Here is a 22064-nt window from a genome sequence, read left to right on the forward strand (position 1 = left end):
CTTCGCGACATTCCGCCCCATCTCGGCGTCCGCACCGAACTGCGCGCCGTCCCGGACGTCTCCGTAGTGTGGGGCTTCAGGGGTTCCACGGTACGGAGGTGGATGTGCGGGGGATTGTCGCGGCGGCGGTCGTGCTGGCGGCGTTCATCGGCGGGACGGCTCCCGCCCTGGCGCAGGAGGTCCCGGCGCCGCAGCCGGTGTGCAAGAACAGCGACTCCCGGCTTAGCGAGCTTTCCGGGCTGGTTTCCGACGGCGAGCACCTGTACGCCCTCAACGACGGCGGCACCAAGACTCAGGTCTTCGTCCTCGGCCGCGACTGCAAGGTCCAAAAAGTCATCTCTGCGCCCACGGACCCGTACGACCCCGAAGATCTCGCCCGTACCGCGGACGGCACCTTCTGGCTTTCCGACACCGGCGACAACCGCAAGCGGCGGGACACGGTCGCGCTGATCTCGCTGACGCCGCAAGGCAAAGCGACGCTGCACCGGCTCACGTACCCCGACGGGCAGCACGACGTCGAGGCGCTGATCATGGACCGCTCCGGCACGCCGTACCTGATCACCAAGGACGTCTTCGGCGACGCGAAGGTGTACCGGCCGACGGGGCCGCTCGCCAGTCCCGGGCCGACCCCGCTGGAGAGCGTGGGGTCACTGCAGATCAAGGAGACCTCGACCCCCGGCGGGCCCGTCGGGTCGATCGGTTCGATGACCGTCACCGGCGCGGCGTCGATGGCGGACGGCTCAGTGGTCGCGTTGCGCACCTACACCGACGCCTACCTCTACGCCGTCACCGACGGGGATCTCAAGAGCGCGCTGCAGCGCGAGCCCGTGCGGGTACCCCTGCCGAACGAGAAGCAGGGGGAGGCGATCGCCTTCGATCCGGACGGGACGCTGCTGTCCGGCGGGGAGGGCGTCGGCGAGCAGATCCGGGCGGTGAAGGGCGCGGCGGCCCTCGCCGTGGACGCGGCGAAATCCGAGGGCAGCACGTCGGGCGGGACCTCCGCGGCCGGTGGCACGGGCCAGGGGGCCGACTTCCCGTACGTGCAGGTCGGTATCGCCGCGGTCGTCGTGATCGGCGGCCTTCTCCTGGTCGGCAGGCTGCGCAAGCGGCGTGCTTGACCGAGAGGCGGAAGGGCTGCCGAAGCTGCCGAGCCTGACCCGGGTCGGCTGACCCGGGATCCCGGCGTGCTCCGGCTTGGGGCTACAGCCTGCGAAGAACGGCGACGACCTTGCCGAGGATCGTGGCGTCGTCACCCGGGATGGGCTCGTACGCCTCGTTGTGCGGCATCAGCCAGATGTGGCCGTCCTTGCGCTTGAACGTCTTGACCGTCGCTTCGCCGTCGATCATCGCCGCCACGATCTCGCCCGGGTCCGCCGTGGGCTGCTGGCGCACGACGACCCAGTCGCCATCGGTGATGGCGGCGTCGACCATCGAGTCGCCGGTGACGCTGAGCAGGAACAGCTCACCCTCGCCGACGATCTCCCTCGGCAACGGGAAGACGTCTTCGATCGCCTGCTCCGCCAGTACCGGGCCACCGGCCGCGATCCGGCCGACGAGCGGCACGTACGCGGCCTTCGCGGCCGACTGCGGCTGCTCGACGTCGATGCCCATCGGGTTGTCGTCCGTCGTGGCGAGCACACCCACCGCACGCGGGCGGTTCGGGTCGCGTCGCAGATAACCCTTGCGCTGCAGGGCCTGCAACTGGTGCGACACCGACGAAGTGGAGGTCAGCCCGACCGCCTCGCCGATCTCACGCACACTCGGCGGGTAGCCGAACCGGCTCACCCACAGTTTGATCACGTCGAGCACCTGCTGCTGCCGCACGGTCAGGGTCTCGTCCACCTCGTAGACCTCGGGCAAGGCGCGCACCTTGCCCGAGCCCCTAGGCGCGTTCCCCGCCTTGCTCTCCTTAGCCACCGTCTCGCTCCTTCATCTCCTGCGTCGCCTCCCAGTACGTCCGGTCGCCCGGACCGACTTCGCGTGTTTTCGCCGGTGGCGGACGATCTTCCCCGCCCACGGCACCGGCGGCGTCCGCGCAGCAGACGCCCTGGTCAACGACGTTAGCCCGCCGGGACGACGATTTCAAACATCTGTTCGATGGACACGCCGTGTCGCTCGATTTTTGTCGGTGGAAGGTGGTACACATTCGCACGGGCGTTCGATAGAACGCGTGTTCGATCTTGATGCCGGGTCCCGGCCCGGCGGCGAGTGCAGCAGGACTGCGAGGAGGTTCCGATGTCGATTCTGGCCGATCGAGGACTGGTGCGGCCCAGTTCCCCCGGGCCCGTTCCGGCAGGGGTGGCCCGGCCCGTGCGGGTGGTACGGGGCAGGCGTGCCGAGCCCTTGCGTCCGCCGACCAGGGCGCGGGTCGTGGCGGGCCGCCGCCCCGGCGTCGCCACCGTCGCCCCGGCGTGCCCGGCGCCGCGGCGGCTCCCGCTCAGGTGGCCGTCGCTCGTCGGGATGGCCTTGCTCGTCGCCGGGGTCGTCACCGGATTGGGTCTGTTCTTGGCCGGTGTTCCCGGCGCCGCGGTGCCCGAACGGACCACCACGGTGTCCGTTTCCGCGGGCGAGACGCTGACGGAGATCGCGGCGCGATTCGCGCCAGGCAGTGACACCGGCGCGGTCGTCGCCAAGATCAAGGAGCTCAACTCCCTGGAAAACGCCGTCCTCGTGCCCGGGCTGCCGCTCACGGTGCCCGTCGCGGCCGAGGTCGCGGAAGGCGGGAGGTGATCCCGAAGGGCGCTCTCACCCGTCGTGGGTGAGCTCCTCTTTCGTGTCTGATCGACCCGGCCGTTGCGCTTGCGTGCGTCCGACCAGCGATCTAGTCTCCACCGCTATATGTAGTAGTTACATGGCTGTAGTTGGTCCATAGCTTGGGGTAGACTCGGTACCAGTTGTCCACAGCTGGCCGGTGTTCACCCACCGGATGTCCACAGATCGATCCACATGTCGATCTTTTCCGTCGTTGCGTGGCGACGGGGGCGGGCGTCCACTCGGGACCGGCCGGCGCGGAGGGGAAGGTGATCGGCGGATGAGGTGCCCGTTCTGCCGGCATGCGGACTCTCGGGTCGTCGACTCCCGAGAGGTGGATGAGGGTCAGGCGATCCGGCGGAGGCGCTCCTGCGCCGCTTGCGGCCGGCGCTTCACCACTTCGGAGACGATGGTGCTCGCCGTCGTCAAACGATCCGGGGTCACCGAGCAGTTCAGCCGGGACAAGGTGGTCCGGGGGGTGCGCCGCGCCTGCCAGGGCAGGCCGGTCGACGACGACGCGTTGCAGCAGCTCGCGCAGCGGGTCGAGGAATCGATCCGGTCGGCGGGGCTGGCGGAGATCCCGAGTCACGAGGTCGGCCTGGCGATCCTGGGCCCCTTGCGCGAACTCGACGGCGTCGCCTATCTCCGGTTCGCCAGTGTCTACCGCTCCTTCTCCTCGGTCGAGGACTTCGAGAAGGAGATCTCGGACCTCCGCGAGGCCATGGCTGCCACACCGGACGAGAGCGATCAAGACGCGAAAGACGGCTGATGCCGCCTCCCGCGTGGGAGTGAGGGAAAGACCCATGACCGAGACCGTGGGAACAGGCAACCCGGCCACAGCGCGGACGAACGGGAAGAAGAAGCAGGCGGGCGGGCTCACCGTGCGCCGTGTCTTCACCACCGAGGGCGTCCACCCGTACGACCAGGTCACCTGGGAGAACCGGGACGTCGTGATGACGAACTGGCGCGACGGCACGGTCAACTTCGAGCAGCGCGGTGTCGAGTTCCCCGACTTCTGGTCGGTCAACGCGACGAACATCGTCACGAGCAAGTACTTCCGCGGTGCCGTGGGGACGCCTCAGCGCGAGCAGAGCCTGAAGCAGCTGATCGACCGCGTCGTCCACTCCTACGTCAACGCCGGCCGCGAACACGGCTACTTCGCGAGCCCCGCCGACGCCGAGGTCTTCGAACACGAGCTGACCTGGATGCTGCTGCACCAGGTGTTCAGCTTCAACTCGCCGGTGTGGTTCAACGTCGGCACGACGTCGAAGCAGCAGGTCAGCGCGTGCTTCATCCTCGCGGTCGACGACACCATGGAGTCGATCCTCAACTGGTACCGCGAAGAGGGCCTGATCTTCAAGGGCGGCTCTGGTGCCGGCTTGAACCTCTCCCGCATCCGGTCCTCGCGTGAGCTGCTGTCCTCCGGCGGCACCGCGTCCGGTCCGGTCTCCTTCATGCGCGGCGCCGACGCCTCCGCGGGCACCATCAAATCCGGCGGCGCCACCCGGCGCGCGGCGAAGATGGTCGTGCTCGACGTCGACCACCCGGACGTCGAGGAGTTCGTGCAGACCAAGGCCCGCGAAGAGGAGAAGATCAAGGTCCTCCGCGACGCCGGGTTCGACATGGACCTGTCCGGCTCGGACATCGCCTCCGTCCAGTACCAGAACGCGAACAACTCGGTCCGCGTGTCCGACGAGTTCATGCAGGCCGTCGAGACCGAGGGCGACTTCGGCCTGCGCTCCCGGACGACCGGCGAGGTCATCGACCGGGTCGACGCGAAGAAACTGTTCCGCACCATCGCGCAGGCCGCCTGGGAATGCGCCGACCCGGGGCTGCAGTACGACGGCACGATCAACGATTGGCACACCTGCCCCGAATCGGGCCGGATCACCGCGTCCAACCCGTGTTCGGAGTACATGCACCTGGACAACTCCAGCTGCAACCTCGCCTCGCTGAACCTGCTCAAGTTCGCCACCGAGGACGGCGGTTTCGACGCGCCGCTGTTCGCGAAGGCCGTCGAGCTGGTCATCACCGCGATGGACATCTCGATCTGCTTCGCCGACTTCCCGACCGAGGCGATCGGCGACACCACCCGCAAGTTCCGCCAGCTGGGCATCGGTTACGCGAACCTCGGCGCGCTGCTGATGGCGCTCGGCCACGCGTACGACTCCGACGGCGGCCGCGCGCTCGCCGCCGCGATCACGTCGCTGATGACCGGCGTCTCGTACCGGCGTTCCGCGGAACTCGCCGCGGTCGTCGGGCCGTACGAGGGCTACGCGCGCAACGCCGAGGCGCACCAGCGGGTCATGCGCAAGCACGCCGCCGCCAACGAACTCGTGCGGACCTACCACTCGAACGACGCCGCGGTCCGCGCGCTCGCGACCCAGGAATGGAAGCGCGGCATCGAACTGGGCGAGAAGAGCGGCTGGCGCAACGCGCAGGCCTCCGTGCTCGCGCCCACCGGCACCATCGGCTTCATGATGGACTGCGACACGACCGGCATCGAGCCGGACTTCTCGCTGGTCAAGTTCAAGAAGCTGGTCGGCGGCGGTTCGATGCAGATCGTCAACCAGACCATCCCGCGCGCGCTGGCCGCGCTCGGTTACCAGGGCGAGCAGATCGAAGCGATCGTCGAATACATCGCTCAGCACGGCCACGTCGTCGACGCCCCCGGCCTGCGCCAGGAGCACTACGAAGTATTCGACTGCGCGGTGGGGGAGCGGTCCATCGCGCCGATGGGGCACGTCCGGATGATGGCCGCGGTGCAGCCGTTCCTGTCGGGCGCGATCTCCAAGACGGTCAACATGCCGGAGTCGGCGACCGTCGAAGAGGTCGAGGAGATCTACTTCCAGGGCTGGAAGTACGGCCTCAAGGCGCTCGCGATCTACCGCGACAACTGCAAGGTCGGCCAGCCGCTGTCCAGCGGCAAGAAGGAGAAGGCCGAGCCCGAGGCCGAAAAGGTCGTCGAGTACCGGCCGGTCCGCAAGCGCCTGCCGAAGAAGCGCCCGAGCCAGACGGTGTCGTTCACCGTCGGCGGCGCCGAGGGCTACCTGCACGCCGGTTCGTACCCGGACGACGGCCTCGGCGAGATCTTCGTGAAGCTCGGCAAGCAGGGGTCGACCCTTTCGGGCGTGATGGACGCGTTCTCGATGTCGATCTCCGTCGGCCTGCAGCACGGGATCCCGCTGGAGTTCTACGTTTCGAAGTTCTCCAACCTGCGTTTCGAGCCCGCCGGCATGACCGACGACCCGGATATCCGGATCGCCACCAGCGTCATGGACTACCTGTTCCGCAGGCTGGCTCTGGACTACCTGCCGTACGAGAAGCGTTCGCAGCTCGGCATCTTCACCGCCGACGAACGTTCGGCGCAGGTCGAAGCGAGCTACGGCACCGCTCCCGCCGCGGAACCGGAGAACGTCGACATCGACGCCCTCCGGTCCACTGTGGACTCCTCGTCCGCCGAGCCCGCCAAGGTCGCGCATTCGACGGCGGAACTGGTGGAGTTGAACCTGGGCACCGCTTCCGACGCGCCGCTCTGCATGACCTGCGGCACCAAGATGCGGCCCGCCGGTTCGTGCTACGCCTGCGAAGGGTGCGGAGCGACCTCCGGCTGCAGCTAGATCAAAGCGAATGTCATGAATGGGCCGTTCAGGACGATATATGTCCTGAACGGCCCTTTCATGACACCGGAGGCGCGTGCGTGACCATCGTTGATCCTTTCGGCACACTCAAGCAGGCGCTCTGGATCTGCGGCGGGCAATGGGCGGGCAAGTCCACCGTCTCCCGCCTGCTCGCCCGCCGCCACGGCATCACCGTCTACCACTACGACTTCCACGATGCCCGCGCCCATCAGGACCGCCGCATCGCCCACCGCGTCCGGAACGGTTCGCCCGTCGAGGATCCCGACCCCGAGACCGTCTGGGTCGAGACGACACCCGAACGGATGGCCGCCGACACGATCGCCGGTTTCCCGACCCGGTTCGCCTGGGCGCTGGACGATCTGCGCGCGCTGGTGTCCGGGCGCCCGATCCTCGCCGAGGGCTGGGGGCTGCGCCCTGAACTGGTCGCGCCACTCCTGGATTCACCCCGGCGGATGATCGTGCTGGTGCCCACGGACGAGTTCCGCGAGCACCAGCTTCGTGTGCTGCCCCGTGCCGGGGCGGTGACACAGCGGGTCAGTGACCCCGAACGGGCGCAGCGCAACCGGATCGCGCGAGACCGGCTCGTCGCCGAGGACGCCGTCCGGAGCGCGGAAAGGTTAAGGATCCGGGTGCTGTGGGTCGACGGCTCGAAAGACGCCGAGGCGATCGCGGACGTCGTCGCCGGGCACTTCGGTCCCTACCTGGCTTGAGCGAGATCCAGGACCAGGGCGACCGCGGCCAGCGCCAGGAGTCCGCCCGGGACGATCATGTCGCCGAAAACGCGGGCGCGCACATGCGCGACGACCGCGCCGATGTAGAACAGCACGAGCCCGGTGGCCGCGGCGGCCCCGAGGTACGGGACCCCGAACAGGCCGAGGATCAGCCCCGCCGCGCCCGCGGCCTTCACCAGCCCCAGGGGCACGATCCAGGAACGGGGTACGTCGACGGCGGCGGAATTCTCGAGAACGAACGGGGCATGGACGAAATCGGCGATCGCCGCCCCGGCGTTGAGGGCGATCGTCACGATGGCCACGATGAGGTATGCGGTGAACATGCCCCGTGGACGAGGCCCGTGCCCCGAACGTGACAGTGGTCAGGAACGCCAGCGGTCGAGCACCGCGTCGATGGCGGGCCGGATGCGGTCGCGGGCGGCCTGGCGTTCAACTCCTGCCATGAGGAGGTCGTCGTACTCGGTGTCCAGATGCCGGATCGAGGCGACGACGGCGAGGAACACCGCTCGTTCGGCCAGTTCCCGCCCGGCGGCGGACCGGCCCACCCGGCCGCTGCCGCGCAGGCCCGCGTGTTCGGCGATGGCGCGTGCCCGGTCCGGCGGGCAGCCGGGGAACATCGCGGTGATCGCGGTGTGGAACCGGGCGGTGAACTCGACGTCTTCGTGGGCGCGGCGTTCCCGGTCGCGGCCGCGGCGCCGTTCCCGGATGTCCTCGTCGGCGAGGCATTGTTCCTCGGCGGCGCGCAGTGCCGCTTCTTCGACCAGGATCCCTTGCCGCTCATGGCGTTTCCGCGAACGGTTGAACTTGGTGACGACGGCGGAAAGCCGGCTCGCCTTCTTCGCCCGGCGGGTCAGGGTGGCGTCGCCGGAAGGCAGGAAGACCAGATGGCCGAGGTCGGCGCAGTCGAGGCAATGCGGCTTTTCGTTCTCCGCGAACCACAGGTCGCCGGTGCCGCCGCAGTCGGCGCACGTCCAATCCCGCAGGGCCACCGACACCATGAGGTCGGGTGCTTTCCGTTGCCTGGCTTCGACTTGCGCGCGTTTGGCTTCGGACAGTCCCGGCATGATCCAGTGCGTCCGGAACAGCGGTTCGAGACCGGCGAGCTCGCCGGAGGTCACCTGGAGGGCCGTCCGGTCCCGGGTCGCACCGACGTGCTCGATCTCCGACGCTTCGAGGCCGTTCGCCGCGGCCCAGCGTTGCAGGGCGCCGAGCGCGAAGGTCAGCTTCTCCGGTGCCACCGACAGCGCCCCCGTCAGCGCGGGGATCCGGCCGCGCTGCCAGGCGTCGACGACGTTCTCCGAGAGCCAGCCGATGCCGGTGAGGATGCCGAGCGCGGTCACCGACTTCTTTTTGGCCAGCAGCTTTTCCGCCGTGTCGACGACGCGTTGCTCCAGTTTCGCTTCACCCTGCATCGCCGGGAATCCTAGCGATCACGCGGTTTCGGTCCGGGCCCGGTACGCCCGGATCTTGGCGCGGTTGCCGCAGCGTTCCATCGAGCACCAGCGGCGGTTGCCCGACCGCGAGGTGTCGAAGAACAGCAGGTAGCAGTCGCTCGCGGAACATTCGCGGACGCGGCCGGAGCGTTCGCCCGCGACCAGGCCGATGGCGTCGCGGGCGACGGCGCCGAGGAGTTGCTTCCCGGTGACGGGTGGCGCCCAGGCGAGCCGCCGGGTCTCCGGGTCCACGAGCGGCCTCGGGGTGGCTTCGGTCGCGCTGTTCAGCACGGCGAGGTCGCCGGCCGACGGTGCTTCGCCCCGGGCGAGGGCGGGTGCGACGCGGTAGAGCGTGTCCCGCAGTTCCTTGAGCGCGGTGAGTTCGGCGGGCCGGATCCGGACGTCGGTCAGGGGAGCGGTCAGCGCCAGCCGGGAGCCGGTGAACCAGTCGGCGAGGGCGGACGGCGTATGCGCGATCTCGTAACGCTCGTACGGGCCGGGGCCGCCGGTCAGCATGAGTTCGAGGCTGAGGCTGCCCGGGTCGAACCGGTACCGCTCGCCCTGGGCGTTGACGAGCACTCTTGTTCCCGGAGTCATGTAACCACTATAGTCGGTTTCAGAAACCAGGTAAGACGGTTACAGCGGAGGCGTGATGATCGGCAAGACGAAGGACGCGGGCTGGGAGATCGGCGTGTCCAAGACGGTGGCGTATCCGCTGGACGAGGTTTGGGAGTACCTCTCGGGTCCGGGCCTGGCGGCCTGGCTGGGCGAAGTGTCGCTGGAGCCGGAGAAGGGCGCGCCGTACGAGACGGCCGAGGGCACCGTCGGCGAGGTCCGCGGTTACCGCGAGCGCGAGAAGATCCGTCTCACCTGGCGGCCGAAGGACTGGGATCACGAGAGCACGGTCCAGGTCGGGCTCCGTCCGGCCGGGCCGGGCAAGACGACCGTGGTCTTCCACCAGGAGCGGCTGACCGGCCCGGAAGAGCGCGCCGCGCAGCGGGAGCACTGGCAGGCCGTGATGAAGCTGGTCGTCGACGGTCTCGCCGGCTGATCAGGAGAACGTTCGCCGGGCGAGCTCGGCCAGGGTGTCGGTGATCCGTTCGACGCTCAGGCCGAGCTCGCCTGTTTGATGCAGGAACACTTCGACGGCGAGCGGCGCCAGCAGGACGTCGGCGAGCACGTCCGGATCCGGGGCGCCCGCCTGCTCCGCGAGATGGCGGACATGGGTGCGCCACAGCCGGTACGGCCCGGTGGTGAACCGCGAGTGCCCGACCTCGGTGCCGAGGACGAGATGCGCGTGCCGGGCGAGCAGTCCGATCATCGCCGCGTAGAACGCGGCCAGCCGCTCGGCGGGCGGCGCGCCGGGCCCCAGCGGGGGAGGGCCGGTGAGCAGCCGCTCCTGGAGTTCCCGCTCGTGTTCGTCCAGCAGGGCCACGGCGATCGCCGAGCGGTCCGGGTAGCGGCGGTACAGCGTCGCGCGGCCGACTCCGGCCGCTTTGGCGATGTCCTCCATGGTGATGTCGGCCGCCGGACGTGCGGCGAAGAGCCCTTCGGCGGCCTCCAGGATCTTCGCGCGGTTACGGGCGGCGTCCGAACGTTCCCGTCCCGGACCGTTCGCGAGCAGATCTTCCGGCATGTTTCGCAGCCTAGGGAATATCCGGACGCGGCGTCCACTTGTACCTGGCGAAGCAAGTGGACGCCGTGTCCACTTCCTGGTCTCGGAGGCCCCGATGAGCCACCTTCTCCACCTCGACTCCAGTGCCCGCAGCGCGTCGTTCTCCCGCGAGCTGAGTGCCCGGTTCGCCGGCGCCTGGCGTGCCGCGAACCCGGGCGCGTCCTACACCTACCGCGACCTGGCCGCCGACCCGGTGCCGCCGATCGGCCAGGCCTGGACCGAGCTCTGCGACGCTCTCCTCCAGGCGGGGATCACGGATCCGGAGGGGTACGCCTCCGTGGTGAAGACGCCGGAGCAGCGCGAAGCCTGGGCGGTCATCGAGCCGCTGCTGGCCGAACTGCTCGCCGCCGACGTCGTGCTGATCGGCGCGCCGATGTACAACTTCTCGATCCCCGCGACGCTCAAGCTGTGGATCGACCAGGTGACGTTCCCGAAGATGTCCTTGGCGGGCAAGGCTTTCGTGGTCGCGGGAGCGCGCGGCGGCACGTACCTGCCGGGTACGCCGCGCGAGCCGGTCGACCACCACGAGCGCTACCTGCGCGATTTCTTCGCCGGGCACTACGACGTCCGGGACGTCACCTTCCTGCACTCCGAACTGACGAACGCCCTGGTCGACCCGCGGCTGAGCCCGCGTGACGCCGACCGGATCGCGTCGCGGGAGCAGGCGCTCCTCGGCGCCGAAAAGGCTGGGAGGGAAGTCTGATGGGCTGGGGAATCCTGCTGCTGGCGGGAGTCGTCGAGGTCGCCTGGTCGCAGAGCATCAAGCCGACGGAGAACTTCACCCGGTTCTGGCCGACCGTGCTGTGCTTCGTGCTCGGCGTCGCCGCGGTGTACCTGCTGTCGAAGGCGATGGACTCGATCCCGGTGGGGACCGCGTACGCCGTTTTCACCGGGATCGGCGCGGTGGGCGCGATCGTGTTCGGCATCGTGATCCACAAGGACCCGGTCAGCTTCGGCCGGTTCGCGGCGATGGCGCTGATCGTCGGAGGGGTGGTGCTCGCGAAGGTGACCGAGTGAGCTCCGAGTGTCATGAAAGGGCCGTTCAGGACGAAAGATGTCCTGAACGGCCCTTTCATGACATGTCAGGCGAGCTTCTCCCACAGGAACTCGAACATCAGCGCCCATTTGAACGCGAGCTGCTCGTTGTCGGCCGCCGCGCCGTGCCCGCCCTCGATGTTCTCGTGGTACCGCACGTCGTGCCCCTGCTCCGCCATCCGCGCCACCATCTTGCGCGCGTGCGCGGGATGCACCCGGTCGTCGCGGGTGGAGGTCACGAACAGGACCGGCGGGTACGCGCGGTCCGCGTGGACGTTCTGGTACGGCGAGTACTTCCCGATGAAGTCCCATTCCGCCGGATCATCGGGGTCGCCGTACTCGGCCATCCACGACGCGCCCGCGAGGAGCTTGTGATACCGCTTCATGTCCAGCAGCGGCACCTGACTCACGATCGCGCCGAACAGGTGGGGATAGCGCGTCAGCATAACACCCATCAGCAGCCCGCCGTTGCTGCCGCCCTGGATCCCGAGCCGGGACGGCTCGCTGATCCCGCGCTCGACGAGATCGGCGGCGACGGCCGAGAAGTCCTCGTACACCTTGTACCGCTTGGCTTTGGTCACCGAGGTGTGCCAGTCCGGCCCGTATTCGCCGCCACCGCGGATGTTCGCGACGACGTACGTGCCGCCTCGCGCGAGCCAGCCGCGGCCGATGATGCCGCTGTAGCCGGGGGTCAGTGAGACCTCGAAGCCGCCGTAGCCGGTCAGCAGCGTCGGGCCGCCTTCGGCACCGGAGGGGCGTACGACGAAGTACGGGATCTTCGTGCCGTCTTCGGACGTCGCGAAGTACTGCGAGACCGTCATGCCTTCGCTGTCGAAGAACGACGGAGCGCGCTTGAGGACCTCGACGTCACCTCCGACGTGGCCGTAGCTCAGCGTCGACGGCTGGGTGTAACCGCTGGAGTCGAGCAGGTATTCGTCGCTGACGTCGGGGTCCGTGCCGGTGATCTGCGCGGTGCCCAGTTCCGGGGCGCCGGCGAGCGGCCGGGAGGTCCAGCCTTCGGACGGCGTGAGCACGTGAAGTTCCGTCCGGACGTCGGACAGCGTCGAGAGCAGCAGGTGGTTGTGCGTCCACGCCCAGTACTCCAGCGACGTGTGCGCGTCCGGCGTGAACAACGTCGTGAAGGAGCGCTCGCCCGCCATGAACGCGTCGAAGTCGGAGGCGAGCAAGGCGCCGGAAGGGTACGTCGTGCCTTCGACGGTCCAGTCCGAGCGAAGCCGGATCAGCAGCCACTCACGGTGCGAGGACGTCTGGGCGTCTTCGGGGACCTCGATGCGGTCGAGACCGGCGGCCGTCCGGACATACCTTTCCGTGCGGTAGAAGTCGATCGACCGGTAGACGAAGTCGCGCTCCCAGCCCTCGGTCGGGTCGTGGTGCGCGGACACCGAGACGTCGTCCGGTTTGCCCTCGAAGACCACCGTCGCCTCTTCGAGCGGCGTGCCGCGACGCCATTCCTTCGCCAGCCGCGGATAGCCCGAACTGGTCAGCGTCCCCGGACCGAAGTCGGTGCCGACGTAGACGCGGTCCTGGTCGATCCAGCCGATCCTGGTCTTGGCCTCGGGGACGAAGAACCCGTCGTCGACGAAACGGCGCTCGTCGAGGTCGTACTCGCGGACCACGGTCGCGTCGGCGCCTCCGCGCGACAGTTCGACCAATGCGCGGTGATACCCCGGACGGAGGACGGCCGCGCCCTGCCACACCCAGTTCTCGCCGTCGGCCTCGGCCAAGGCGTCGACGTCGAGCAGGAGTTCCCACTCCGGGTCGTCGAGCCGGTACTGCTCCAGGGTGGTGCGGCGCCACAGGCCGCGGGGGTTGGCCGAGTCCTGCCAGAAGTTGTACAGATATTCGCCGCGGCGCCGGATGTACGGGATCCGGTCGTCGGCGTCGAGGACCTCGCGGACCTCGTCACGGATCTCGGCGAACCGCTCGCCGGTGGACAGTTCCGCCAGCGCCTCGGCGTTGCGGGCTCGCACCCAGTCCAGCGCTGCTTCGCCGGTCACGTCTTCCAGCCACAGGTACGGGTCCTCGTCACTCATGCCCACAGTCTCGCCGGGTGCTCCGTCCCGGCGCCACCAGGTGTGGCATTCCGTATGCTGTGGGCTCGCACGTTTGGGGGACACCATGACCGGCACCGACGAGGTACCCAGACCGTTCGCGCCCCCGCCGCCTCGCCGGAACCCGGGGGCGGCCGTCGTCGGTCTGCTCATCGTCGCCGCGCTGACCACCACCGGGATGGCGATGGCGGGCGGACCGCGGAAGATCGACGGCCAAGCCCTCCCGGCGTCCGGTGTGTACACCTCCGAAGGGGCCAAAGCGCCCGCCGGGAACGCGAAACCCGCGCCGAAGGAGGTGCGGGAACTGGAGACGAACCCGCTGCTGGCGGAGGGGATCGCGCTCGGCGCCGTCACCTGCCGGCTGCCCGCGATCAGCCGCGAGCCCGCGAAACTGGAGACGTACTACAAGACCTTCGTGTCCTGTCTCGCCGAATCCTGGAAACCCGCCTTGGACCAGGCGAACGAACCCGCGCTGACGGTGACCGTGCAGGTGACGCTGCCCGAGACCAGCGCGTGCGGGAAGGCGCCGAGCGAGAACGAGGCCGTCGCCTACTACTGCGGCGGCGACACCACGATCTACGCGCCGACCCAGTGGATGCTGGGCGACGCGGGTCTCGAACGGTCCCGTCATCTCGCGACGATGGCCCACGAGTACGGGCACCACATCCAGCGGTCCAGCGGGATCCTGTCGGCGGCCGCGGAGAAGATGTCGTCGCCGGGCGAGGACAGCCCGGCCGACAAGGAACTCGTCCGCCGCATCGAACTGCAGGCGAACTGTTTCGGCGCGCTCGCCCTCGCGGCCGCCGCCGGTCGCGGCTCGATCAGCAAGTCGCTGGCGAACGCGGCACTCGACGACTACGGCCGCGCCGACGACAGCGACACCCACGGCAGCCGTCGTAACCAGCTGAAATGGGCGAAGGCAGGGTTCTCCGGGAAGACGACGTCGGCGTGCAACACCTGGGCGGCGCCCGCTTCGGACGTCAAATGACCGACGAGGTGATGGCCGAGATCAACACCGGCCTCCAGGCGCACATCTCCGGCGACCGCGCCGGCGCGCGCGAGAGGTTCGCGGCGTTGTGGGAACGGATCGGCGAGGACGGCGACCCGCTGCACCGGTGCGCGCTCGCGCACTACATGGCCGACGTGTGCGACGACCCGGCCGACGAACTCGCCTGGGATCTCCGCGCGCTCGCGGCGGCCGATTCCCTCACCGACGAACGTGCCAAGGAGTACCACGCGACGCTCGCCGTCCGCGGGTTCTACCCCTCGCTGCACCTGAACCTCGCCGAGGACTACCGCAAACTCGGTGATCACGAGTCCGCGAAGAAGCACTGGGCGCTCGGGCGGGAAACACTCGGCGCGCTCGGCGACGACCCTTACGGCCTGGGGATCATCGAGGCCTACGACGCGCTCGCCACCCGGCTCGGTCTCGAACCGGACTCTCCGGACTTTCGCGCACGGCGGTGAGGCCATAACCTGGAGTGACTCAGGTCACCCATCCGGGAGGAGCGCGTATGCGGATTTCCGATCTGTTGCGGAACAAGGGGGCGGCCGTCGCGACCGTCTCGCCGGAGACGAACGTAACCGAACTGCTCGAGAGACTGGCGGAGCACAACGTCGGCGCCTTGGTGGTCGTCGACCCCGAGGGCGGGATCGTCGGGATCGTCTCCGAACGGGACGTGGTGCGACGGCTCAACGAGCGCGGACCCCAGCTGCTCGACGGATCGGTGTCCGCGATCATGACGAAGATGGTCGCGAGCTGCACCCCCGAGGATTCGGTGGACCAGCTGTCGGTCCTGATGACCGAACGCCGTATCCGGCACGTCCCGGTGGTGGTGGACGGCAGGCTAGCGGGGATCGTGAGCATCGGTGACGTCGTGAAGACCCGGATGGAACAGCTGGAGCAGAGCCAGGAACAGCTGGAGGCGTACATCTCGCAGGGCTGATCCCGGTCCGGTCCGTGCAATGAAAGGTCTTTTCCTTGCAAATTTCGCAAGGAAAAGACCTTTCATTGCATCCGGGGGCGGCTACTCGCGCCACCCCGACAGCTCGACCCCCTTCGCGACGTCCACCCGGTACCCGAGCGTCACGACGCCCTTCGCGCCCGAAGCGAGCGTCAGCCGCCACGTGAACTCGCCCAGCTCGGTCCGCTCCACCGGCTCCGGCGTGGTGCGCACGTCCCGGACGGTGATCGCGTCGTCCCGGGAGACCGGTGCCTGGTCCAGCACGGTCACGACGGCCTCGCGCGGGCTGTGGTTGACGATCGTCGTGGTGTACGCGGCTTCCCGTTTGCGGACGCCGGACAGCGTCGCCTTGCTCGCCGTGCGGTGCGTGAGTTCGCGCTCGATCCTGATCCGGTCGTCCACGCCGAGGGCGAGTTCGAGTTCCTCGCCCGGCGCCCAGACGTCCAGCCGCGTGGTGCCGACGAACTCCGTCTCGTGGAACACCGAAGCCTTCCCCGGCCGCAGCGTGTGCTCCGAAGTGTTGACCACCGTCGCCCGCAGGAACGCCTCCGGGGACACCGCCGGAGCGGAGATGTAGCCCAGTTTCGCCGTCAGCTCCAGTTGGGCGAGCGTCGTGCGGTGGCCCTGCGCCCCCGACGGCACCGCCACCGGGCGGCTCGGCCGGTAGGTGACCGCGGTGGTGCCCTGTTCGACGGACGCCGTCAGCGCGGCCATCGGGGGGCCGGCGGGCGCCGGCATGCCCGCCGCCTCCGGCATCCCGCCACCCGCGGGCGACGCGCTGCCGTACGCCGCGCGCGCCATCAACGGCTGGACCGGCCGCACGCGGTCGAGGAACCAGGGTTCGAGCTCCGGTACTTCGACGGTGTTCGCCGGCCGCGCGGTCGAGAGGGCCAGGTCGCATTCCGGCCAGTCCTCGCCGGTGTGCTGGGTGATCCGCCCGTACCAGGTCAGCGAGACGTCCTCGCCGCGGACACGCACGTCGTAGCCCGGCTCCCAGCTCGCGCTCGCGACCACATAGGACAGTTCGAGGCCGATCTCCGCGCGGTCCTCCCCGGGCTCCAGCTCGACCGTGACCGTCGCGCTGTCCACTTCGGACGCCCCTCGTTTCGCCTCGATCTCGCGGTCCAGCGCCTTGAGGTCGTCACGGAGCCGGGCGAGGCGGATGCCGAGTTCGCGGCGCTTGCCCAGAGCCTCGGCCAGCTGGGTGCCCAGCGCGTCGGTGACTTCGGCGACGCGGGGCGGCTCCGCCGTGCCGGCCGCGAGCGCCTTCGCGAAACTCTTGCCGCTACGGGTCGCCAGGCCGGTCAGCAGGTCGACCTTCGCCGTCTCGGCGGAGACCGCGTCCGCGACCTCGTCGACCACCGCCTGATCGGCCTTGCGCTGTTCGGCCAGCGCGCGCAGTGACGCGTCCGCGGGCGCGGGATGGCGCTCGACGGCGACGTCGACCCCGGCGATGACCGCCGGACCGGAACCGGTGACGCGGACCGAATCCGTGTCCAGGTTCCACGGCAGGCCCGCGAAGGCGAAACGCGTTTCCCCGTCGAGGGCCGCCGAAGCCCGCCTCGTGATCCGGGCGTGGTGCGGATAGACGGTGACGGCGACGATCGGTGCTTCCAGGGTGCTCGGCATGCCTCCGACGTTAGTCTCTTGACACCCGATCGGGTGGCCGGAAGCCTCAGCTTCGTCTTGCCCACCAGCCTTTTGGGGGTCTTGTGAGAGTCGCCAGGCTCGCCGCCCTGTTCACCGCCGTCCTGGTCCTTCCGGCGACGGCGTTGCCCGCCCAAGCCGACGCGCCGCCAACGCCGGTCTTCAAGGACGGCCAAGCCCAGCCGGTGTTCGACCCGGCGGACGTCATCCGGGAGAACGTCTGGGTCACCGCGCCGGTCGACAGCGACCACGACGGCAAGGACGACCTCGTGCACGCGGAGGTCGTGCGTCCTCGCGCGACACAGCAGGGCATGAAGGTCCCGGTCGTCTACCAGGCCAGCCCGTACTACGCGGGAGGCAACGACGTCGCGAACCACAACGTCGACGTGGAGCTGTACGTGCCCGGCGCGAAGCGCGCCCCGGCGGGCCCGCGGATCGCGACGAAGACCGTCGGCCCCAACGCGGCACCGATCAGCTGGCGCTACCAGGACTACTTCACCGCCCGCGGGTTCGCCGTGGTGTACGGGGAATCGCTCGGCAGCGGTCAGTCCACCGGCTGCCCGAGCACCGGCGACGTCAACGAGACCATCGGCGCGAAGTCCATTGTGGACTGGCTGAACGGCCGTGCGACGGCACGCGACGCGGCGGGCAAGGCCGCGGTCGCGGACTGGAGCACCGGCAAGACCGGCATGACGGGCGTCTCCTACAACGGGACGCTGCCCAACGCGGTCGCCAGCACCGGCGTCGAAGGGCTGGAGACGATCGTCCCGATCGCGGCGATCTCCAGCTGGTACGACTACTACCGCAACGACGGCGCCGTCGTCGCGGCCGGCGGTTTCCAGGGCGAGGACGCGGACGTGCTCGCGGATTACGTCTACACACGTCAGGATCGCGCCGTTTGCCGTCCGTCGATCGACCGGATCGCCGTGGACCAGGACCGGGTGACCGGCGACTACAGCCGCTTCTGGGACGTGCGGAACTACCGCAACGACGTGAACAAGGTGCGCGCCTCGGTGCTCGTGGTGCACGGTCTCGGCGACTGGAACGTCAAGACCGACCAGGGCACCCGCTGGTACGAAATGCTCAAGGCGCGCGGTGTCGAGCACAAGATCTGGCTGCACCAGGCCGGGCACGCCGACCCGTACAGCCTCCGCCGCGACGTCTGGCTCGCGACGCTGAACAAGTGGATGTCGCACTACCTCTACGGCATCGACAACGGCATCGAGCGCGAGCCGAAGGCCACCATCCAGCGCGAGGACAAGTCGTGGGTGGACGAGCCGGAGTGGCCGCTGCCCGGCACCCAGGACGTCAAGCTGTACCCGTGGCCCGGCGGTTCTTCGAAGGGCAAGCTCGACACGCGGAACCCCGTCCCGGGCAAGGCCGCCGTCGAGACGCTGGCGGACGACGCGGGCAAGACGATCGAACAGCTGGCGGCCGCCACGTCTTCGGGCAACCGCCTGCTGTACTCGACCACTGCGGCGAAGCAGCCCGTGCGGCTTTCCGGAACCGTGAAGACCGATCTGTCGCTGTCCTTCGACAAGCCGGCCGCGAACGTGACCGCGGTGCTCCTCGACCGCGCCCCGGACGGGACGGCGAAGGTGATCACCCGGGGCTGGACCGACCCGCAGAACCGGCGCGACCCCGCCCGCACCGATCCGATCACCCCTGGTGAGAACTACAAGGTCGAGGTGGAACTGGTCGCGAAGGACTACCTGCTCGCGGCCGGGCACAAGATCGAGTTCCTGGTGGCCTCCAGCGACCACGACTACACGCTCCGGCCGAAGCCGGGCGCCGGTGTCTCGGTCGAACTGAACCGCACCACGCTGGTGCTGCCGGTGGCGGGCGGCAAACCCGCGCTGCGTGCCGCCTTCGGCTGATCAGGGCCGCGCTTTCCGGATGCCACGTCTCCCTCGGGACGTGGCATCCGGCGTTTCGGATGGAAAACGCCGACCCGACCTCGGGCTTGTACGGAAAATGTATTTCCCCCGGCTTTGCTCCGTCCTGTCCGGCTTCCCCACCTGATGGAGGTCTCCATGTCCAGGTTGCGCCGTTTCGCAGTGCTCGCCGCGGCCGCCGTCATCCCCGCGCTCGGCCTGACCCTCGCCGGCACGACGCAGGCGTCGGCCGCCCCGAACTTCCAGGTCCCCTTCAAATGCGGCGTCACGGTCACGGCGGCGACGTTCAGCGGGCACAGCCCGGCGAACTCGGTCGACTTCCAGAAGTCGGGGATCACCGGGATGCCGGTGCTGGCCTCGGCGGGCGGCACCGTCACCCGGGTCGCCAACGAAGGCAGCACGAGCTACGGGCGCTGGGTCGAGATCGACCACGGTGGCGGCTGGCGTACCCGCTACGCCCACCTGTCGACGCAGTCCGTCTCGGTCGGCCAGGCCGTCAGCCTCGGCAAGCAGATCGGCACGGCCGGCGCGACCGGCGGGGTGACCGGTCCGCACCTGCACTTCGAAGAGCGGCTCAACGGCGTGGTGCAGAAGGCGGTGCTGAACGGGGTCGCGGTGCCGTACTACGGCCACACGAACTTCACCAGCAAGAACTCGTGCGGCGGCAACCCGTACGAGGCCACCGAGGTGTGCGGCAGCGGCTTCTCGGTCGTTGACTCGCAGGGGCTCGCGAACGGTTCGGGAACCGCGTACCTGCTGTACAACGCCTCGACCGGGGCCAACTGCGTCACCACGTTGAAGGCCGTTTCGCTCGGCACCGCCTCGCCGGTTTCGGCGTTCCTCGAAGTACAGGGTTCGGCTCGCGTGACCGACTCCGGCAGCTTCACCTACTACGCCGGACCGGTGAAGAAGACGGCCGCCTCGACCTGCGTCAAGTGGGGTGGTTCGGTCGGATCGAACGCTTACGAGAGCCCGTTCGAACACTGCGGCTGATCACTCGGGGCCGGGCACTGTAGATCACCTCACCGACAGGATCGGCGTCCCACGACCGGTCCCGCGGCGGTTGTCCACAACGGTCCCGGCTGTCCACAGATCTGTCATGCCCCCACCCCGCGGCCCCATTCCCGCCGCAGGGTGGGGGCATGACCACTTCCACCCCGACCGGCAGGACCAAGGTCGATCTGACGGATCCGGCGGACCTGCTCGCCGCGATCCCGTACCTCCTCGGATTCCACCCCGAGGACTCCGTCGTCGTCTTCGGCCTGCGCGGCCCGGGACGGAGGAAACAGGGCCTCGTCATGCGCGTGGACCTGCCGCCGCCCGGCCTGGAACAAGACCAGGCGCGTGACCTGGCGATCAGGCTCGCCGTGTCCGGCCACACCGGCGCCACCCTCGCGGTGGTCGGCGGTGGCGCCGCGAACAAGGCGGGGCGGCCACCGCGGCGCCGGTTCATCCGGCGCCTGGAAGCCTCGCTGGCCGAGTACGAGATCTCGGTGACACATGCGGTGTGGGCGCCCCGGATCGCCGCCGACGTGCGGTGGGGCTGTTACCGGGAGCGGACCTGTGGCGGGATCCTGCCGGATCCGCGGGACTCGGTGGCCGCCGCGGTCGTCACCGGCGCCGGGCACGTCACCCACGCGAGCCGGGACGAGGTCGAGCGGCTCTTCGACCCCGTCGCGCCGGAGACGCTCGCCAGACGTGCCGATCTGCTCACCAGGATGGCCGATCCGCCGTGGCGAGGGGAAGATCCCGTCCCGGCCGGAGTCGCCGAGGTGAACGCCGCCCTCACCCGCGCCGACAGCGGAGACCGGGCGATCAGCGACGACCAAGCCGTCCGGCTGGCCTGGGCGCTTTCCCTGGTCGAGGTTCGCGGCGCCTGTCTGCTCACGGCCGTCCCCGCGGACTCGTCGCTCGCCCGCGTGGCGGAGGACCTCTGGCTCATCCTGGCCAGGGAGCTCCCGGCACCCGAAGCGGCCGAGGCGCTCGTCCTGAAGGCGCACGCCGCCTACGTCCGAGGTGACCTGGCGACCGCCGGGATGGCCTTGGCCAGGGCCGCCGAGGCCGACCCCGGGCACCGGCTGGCGGAGCTGCTGACCACGGCCCTCAACGCGATGGTGCCGCCGTCCGATCTGATCGAGGTGGTCCTGCGGCAGCAAGCCGAAGGACCACCGGAAATCAGGCTCAGACGTTCTGGCGGGACTGGGTGAACGCCCAGGCGTCGGCCACGATGCCGTCGAGGTCGGTGCGTTCGGGCTTCCAGCCGAGTTCCTGACCGGCCCGCTCGCTGGAGGCCACCAGCACCGACGGGTCGCCCGCGCGGCGCGGCGCGACCGCGGCGGGGATCTCGTGACCGGTGGTGCGGCGGCACGCCTCGATCACCTCGAGCACCGAGAAACCGGTGCCGCTGCCGAGGTTGTAGATGCGGTGTTCGCCGTCGGCGGCGTGCCGCAGGGCCAGCAGGTGCGCGTCGGCGAGGTCGACCACGTGGATGTAGTCGCGGATGGCGGTGCCGTCCGAAGTCGGGTAGTCGTCACCGAAGATCTGGATCCGCTCGCGGTCCCCGGTGGCGACCTGGAGCACGAGGGGGATCAGGTGGGTTTCGGTGGTGTGCCGCTCGCCGAAGGAGCCGTAGGCGCCGGCGACGTTGAAGTAGCGCAGGCTGACCGCGGCGATGCCGTGGGCGCGCGAGAACGACGTGATCGCGTGGTCGATGGCCAGCTTCGTCGCGCCGTAGGTGTTGGTCGGCTGGGTCGGCGCGGTCTCCGGGATGGGGGAGGACTCGGGTTCGCCGTAGGTGGCCGCGGTGGAGGAGAACACCAGCCGCTTCGTGCCGTGGTCGCGCATCGCCTCGAGCAGGCGGAGCGAGGTGAGGACGTTGCCTTCCCAGTACTTCGCCGGATCCGTCATCGATTCGCCCACCAGCGACTTGGCGGCGAAGTGGAGGACACCGTCGAAGCCGTCACCGAGCAGGCGCCGGGCGACCTCGGCGGCGTCGCCCTCGACGAAGGTCGCGTCCGGGTGCACCGCGTCGGCGTGCCCGGTGGAGAGGTCGTCGACCACGGTGACGTCGTGCCCGGCCTCGATGAGGCGGGCCGCGCAGACGCTGCCCACATAACCGGCTCCGCCCGTCACCATCAGCTTCAGGGTCTTGGTCGGTTCGTCGGTCACGTTCGCGCCTTTCTGCTGCGGATGCGGTCGCGGCCCAGTGTCCTCGCCCCCG

At 69.4% G+C, this 22064-nt stretch carries 22 protein-coding genes; 14 read left to right on the forward strand and 8 right to left on the reverse strand.

Annotated elements, in window-relative coordinates; all coding sequences use genetic code 11:
• The first annotated feature begins 104 nt into the window (after positions 1-104).
• Complete coding sequence (locus AB8M46_RS34655) at positions 105-1118, forward strand: hypothetical protein (RefSeq protein WP_394362926.1); 1014 nt, start codon at positions 105-107, stop codon at positions 1116-1118.
• An 82-nt stretch (positions 1119-1200) separates the two neighbouring features.
• Here AB8M46_RS34655 and lexA read toward each other — a convergent pair whose 3' ends face one another.
• A complete protein-coding gene (gene lexA, locus AB8M46_RS34660; protein WP_037343289.1) occupies positions 1201-1917 on the reverse strand; it encodes a transcriptional repressor LexA in 717 nt (238 codons plus the stop codon).
• A 318-nt stretch (positions 1918-2235) separates the two neighbouring features.
• Here lexA and AB8M46_RS34665 point away from each other — a divergent pair, with 318 nt between their 5' ends.
• The 4 genes from AB8M46_RS34665 to AB8M46_RS34680 all read left to right on the forward strand — a co-directional run bounded on the left by AB8M46_RS34665 (position 2236) and on the right by AB8M46_RS34680 (position 7102).
• Entirely contained in the window at positions 2236-2730 is a 495-nt protein-coding gene (locus tag AB8M46_RS34665) for a LysM peptidoglycan-binding domain-containing protein (protein WP_394362927.1), read from the forward strand.
• A 301-nt stretch (positions 2731-3031) separates the two neighbouring features.
• Entirely contained in the window at positions 3032-3520 is a 489-nt protein-coding gene (gene nrdR / locus AB8M46_RS34670) for a transcriptional regulator NrdR (protein ID WP_034311932.1), read from the forward strand.
• A 34-nt stretch (positions 3521-3554) separates the two neighbouring features.
• Positions 3555-6371, forward strand: coding sequence for a vitamin B12-dependent ribonucleotide reductase (locus AB8M46_RS34675; protein ID WP_037343291.1), 2817 nt, complete (start codon positions 3555-3557; stop codon positions 6369-6371).
• Positions 6372-6451: 80 nt separating this feature from the next.
• On the forward strand, positions 6452-7102 hold the full coding sequence (locus AB8M46_RS34680; protein WP_394362928.1) for a hypothetical protein: 651 nt from the start codon (positions 6452-6454) through the stop codon (positions 7100-7102).
• On the opposite strand, the gene AB8M46_RS34685 is transcribed toward AB8M46_RS34680, so the two are convergent.
• Genes AB8M46_RS34685 through AB8M46_RS34695 form a run of 3 tightly spaced genes read right to left on the reverse strand, consistent with a single transcriptional unit; the run spans position 7090 to position 9153 of the window.
• Positions 7090-7446, reverse strand: a complete 357-nt coding sequence (locus AB8M46_RS34685; RefSeq protein ID WP_394362929.1) for a DoxX family protein — start codon at positions 7444-7446, stop codon at positions 7090-7092. The genes AB8M46_RS34680 and AB8M46_RS34685 overlap by 13 nt on opposite strands.
• A gap of 39 nt (positions 7447-7485) precedes the next feature.
• Positions 7486-8535, reverse strand: a complete 1050-nt coding sequence (locus AB8M46_RS34690; RefSeq protein ID WP_394362930.1) for a DUF2293 domain-containing protein — start codon at positions 8533-8535, stop codon at positions 7486-7488.
• Between the two features lie 18 nt (positions 8536-8553).
• On the reverse strand, positions 8554-9153 hold the full coding sequence (locus tag AB8M46_RS34695; RefSeq protein WP_037343299.1) for an ABATE domain-containing protein: 600 nt from the start codon (positions 9151-9153) through the stop codon (positions 8554-8556).
• Positions 9154-9208: 55 nt separating this feature from the next.
• On the opposite strand from AB8M46_RS34695, the gene AB8M46_RS34700 reads away from it, so the two are divergent.
• Entirely contained in the window at positions 9209-9607 is a 399-nt protein-coding gene (locus AB8M46_RS34700; RefSeq protein ID WP_037343302.1) for an SRPBCC domain-containing protein, read from the forward strand.
• Here the strand turns inward: AB8M46_RS34700 and AB8M46_RS34705 are convergent, their stop codons facing one another.
• Positions 9608-10192: a TetR/AcrR family transcriptional regulator gene (locus tag AB8M46_RS34705; protein WP_394362931.1), complete on the reverse strand. Its 585-nt coding sequence runs from the start codon at positions 10190-10192 to the stop codon at positions 9608-9610. It lies immediately after the preceding gene.
• A 94-nt stretch (positions 10193-10286) separates the two neighbouring features.
• Between AB8M46_RS34705 and AB8M46_RS34710 the strand changes: the two genes are divergently transcribed.
• Together AB8M46_RS34710 and AB8M46_RS34715 are read left to right on the forward strand one after the other, a co-directional pair.
• The gene (locus tag AB8M46_RS34710) at positions 10287-10934 is read left to right on the forward strand and encodes an FMN-dependent NADH-azoreductase (protein ID WP_394362932.1); all 648 of its coding nucleotides are present in this window, start codon (positions 10287-10289) and stop codon (positions 10932-10934) included.
• Positions 10934-11248, forward strand: a complete 315-nt coding sequence (locus tag AB8M46_RS34715; protein WP_394362933.1) for a DMT family transporter — start codon at positions 10934-10936, stop codon at positions 11246-11248. The genes AB8M46_RS34710 and AB8M46_RS34715 overlap by 1 nt, the downstream gene beginning before the upstream one ends.
• 65 nt (positions 11249-11313) lie before the next feature.
• Here AB8M46_RS34715 and AB8M46_RS34720 read toward each other — a convergent pair whose 3' ends face one another.
• Positions 11314-13320 (reverse strand): prolyl oligopeptidase family protein, encoded by a 2007-nt coding sequence (locus AB8M46_RS34720; RefSeq protein ID WP_394362934.1) that lies wholly within the window; start codon positions 13318-13320, stop codon positions 11314-11316.
• Between the two features lie 85 nt (positions 13321-13405).
• Here AB8M46_RS34720 and AB8M46_RS34725 point away from each other — a divergent pair, with 85 nt between their 5' ends.
• Genes AB8M46_RS34725 through AB8M46_RS34735 form a run of 3 tightly spaced genes read left to right on the forward strand, consistent with a single transcriptional unit; the run spans position 13406 to position 15284 of the window.
• Positions 13406-14326: a neutral zinc metallopeptidase gene (locus AB8M46_RS34725; protein ID WP_125737807.1), complete on the forward strand. Its 921-nt coding sequence runs from the start codon at positions 13406-13408 to the stop codon at positions 14324-14326.
• Complete coding sequence (locus AB8M46_RS34730) at positions 14323-14805, forward strand: hypothetical protein (RefSeq protein ID WP_037343313.1); 483 nt, start codon at positions 14323-14325, stop codon at positions 14803-14805. The genes AB8M46_RS34725 and AB8M46_RS34730 overlap by 4 nt, the downstream gene beginning before the upstream one ends.
• A 47-nt stretch (positions 14806-14852) precedes the next feature.
• Positions 14853-15284, forward strand: a complete 432-nt coding sequence (locus tag AB8M46_RS34735; protein WP_037343317.1) for a CBS domain-containing protein — start codon at positions 14853-14855, stop codon at positions 15282-15284.
• Between the two features lie 81 nt (positions 15285-15365).
• Here AB8M46_RS34735 and AB8M46_RS34740 read toward each other — a convergent pair whose 3' ends face one another.
• Entirely contained in the window at positions 15366-16931 is a 1566-nt protein-coding gene (locus tag AB8M46_RS34740) for a DUF4139 domain-containing protein (RefSeq protein WP_394362935.1), read from the reverse strand.
• Positions 16932-17014: 83 nt separating this feature from the next.
• Here AB8M46_RS34740 and AB8M46_RS34745 point away from each other — a divergent pair, with 83 nt between their 5' ends.
• The 3 genes from AB8M46_RS34745 (at position 17015) to AB8M46_RS34755 (ending at position 21051) form a co-directional block, all read left to right on the forward strand.
• On the forward strand, positions 17015-18826 hold the full coding sequence (locus tag AB8M46_RS34745; RefSeq protein ID WP_037343324.1) for a Xaa-Pro dipeptidyl-peptidase: 1812 nt from the start codon (positions 17015-17017) through the stop codon (positions 18824-18826).
• Between the two features lie 156 nt (positions 18827-18982).
• Positions 18983-19837 (forward strand): M23 family metallopeptidase, encoded by an 855-nt coding sequence (locus tag AB8M46_RS34750; protein WP_350598436.1) that lies wholly within the window; start codon positions 18983-18985, stop codon positions 19835-19837.
• 149 nt (positions 19838-19986) lie between these two features.
• Positions 19987-21051: a DUF4192 domain-containing protein gene (locus AB8M46_RS34755; protein WP_394362936.1), complete on the forward strand. Its 1065-nt coding sequence runs from the start codon at positions 19987-19989 to the stop codon at positions 21049-21051.
• Here the strand turns inward: AB8M46_RS34755 and galE are convergent.
• The gene (galE, locus tag AB8M46_RS34760; protein WP_394362954.1) at positions 21026-21979 is read right to left on the reverse strand and encodes a UDP-glucose 4-epimerase GalE; all 954 of its coding nucleotides are present in this window, start codon (positions 21977-21979) and stop codon (positions 21026-21028) included. The two genes, AB8M46_RS34755 and galE, sit on opposite strands and share 26 nt — an antisense overlap.
• Positions 21980-22064 lie beyond the last annotated feature (85 nt).

This window comes from Amycolatopsis sp. SB7-3 (genome assembly GCF_041021335.1).
GTDB classification, from domain to species: domain Bacteria; phylum Actinomycetota; class Actinomycetes; order Mycobacteriales; family Pseudonocardiaceae; genus Amycolatopsis; species Amycolatopsis japonica.

Coding starts and splice junctions, on each gene's coding strand:
- AB8M46_RS34725 (WP_125737807.1), top strand. CDS start 13,406: ATGACCGGCACCGACGAGGTACCCAGACCGTTCGCGCCCCCGCCGCCT.
- AB8M46_RS34675 (WP_037343291.1), top strand. CDS start 3,555: ATGACCGAGACCGTGGGAACAGGCAACCCGGCCACAGCGCGGACGAAC.
- AB8M46_RS34730 (WP_037343313.1), top strand. CDS start 14,323: ATGACCGACGAGGTGATGGCCGAGATCAACACCGGCCTCCAGGCGCAC.
- AB8M46_RS34755 (WP_394362936.1), top strand. CDS start 19,987: ATGACCACTTCCACCCCGACCGGCAGGACCAAGGTCGATCTGACGGAT.
- AB8M46_RS34690 (WP_394362930.1), bottom strand. CDS start 8,535: ATGCAGGGTGAAGCGAAACTGGAGCAACGCGTCGTCGACACGGCGGAA.
- AB8M46_RS34740 (WP_394362935.1), bottom strand. CDS start 16,931: ATGCCGAGCACCCTGGAAGCACCGATCGTCGCCGTCACCGTCTATCCG.
- AB8M46_RS34685 (WP_394362929.1), bottom strand. CDS start 7,446: ATGTTCACCGCATACCTCATCGTGGCCATCGTGACGATCGCCCTCAAC.
- AB8M46_RS34705 (WP_394362931.1), bottom strand. CDS start 10,192: ATGCCGGAAGATCTGCTCGCGAACGGTCCGGGACGGGAACGTTCGGAC.
- AB8M46_RS34720 (WP_394362934.1), bottom strand. CDS start 13,320: ATGAGTGACGAGGACCCGTACCTGTGGCTGGAAGACGTGACCGGCGAA.
- AB8M46_RS34715 (WP_394362933.1), top strand. CDS start 10,934: ATGGGCTGGGGAATCCTGCTGCTGGCGGGAGTCGTCGAGGTCGCCTGG.
- AB8M46_RS34695 (WP_037343299.1), bottom strand. CDS start 9,153: ATGACTCCGGGAACAAGAGTGCTCGTCAACGCCCAGGGCGAGCGGTAC.
- AB8M46_RS34700 (WP_037343302.1), top strand. CDS start 9,209: ATGATCGGCAAGACGAAGGACGCGGGCTGGGAGATCGGCGTGTCCAAG.
- nrdR (WP_034311932.1), top strand. CDS start 3,032: ATGAGGTGCCCGTTCTGCCGGCATGCGGACTCTCGGGTCGTCGACTCC.
- AB8M46_RS34665 (WP_394362927.1), top strand. CDS start 2,236: ATGTCGATTCTGGCCGATCGAGGACTGGTGCGGCCCAGTTCCCCCGGG.
- AB8M46_RS34710 (WP_394362932.1), top strand. CDS start 10,287: ATGAGCCACCTTCTCCACCTCGACTCCAGTGCCCGCAGCGCGTCGTTC.
- AB8M46_RS34735 (WP_037343317.1), top strand. CDS start 14,853: ATGCGGATTTCCGATCTGTTGCGGAACAAGGGGGCGGCCGTCGCGACC.
- AB8M46_RS34750 (WP_350598436.1), top strand. CDS start 18,983: ATGTCCAGGTTGCGCCGTTTCGCAGTGCTCGCCGCGGCCGCCGTCATC.
- galE (WP_394362954.1), bottom strand. CDS start 21,979: ATGGTGACGGGCGGAGCCGGTTATGTGGGCAGCGTCTGCGCGGCCCGC.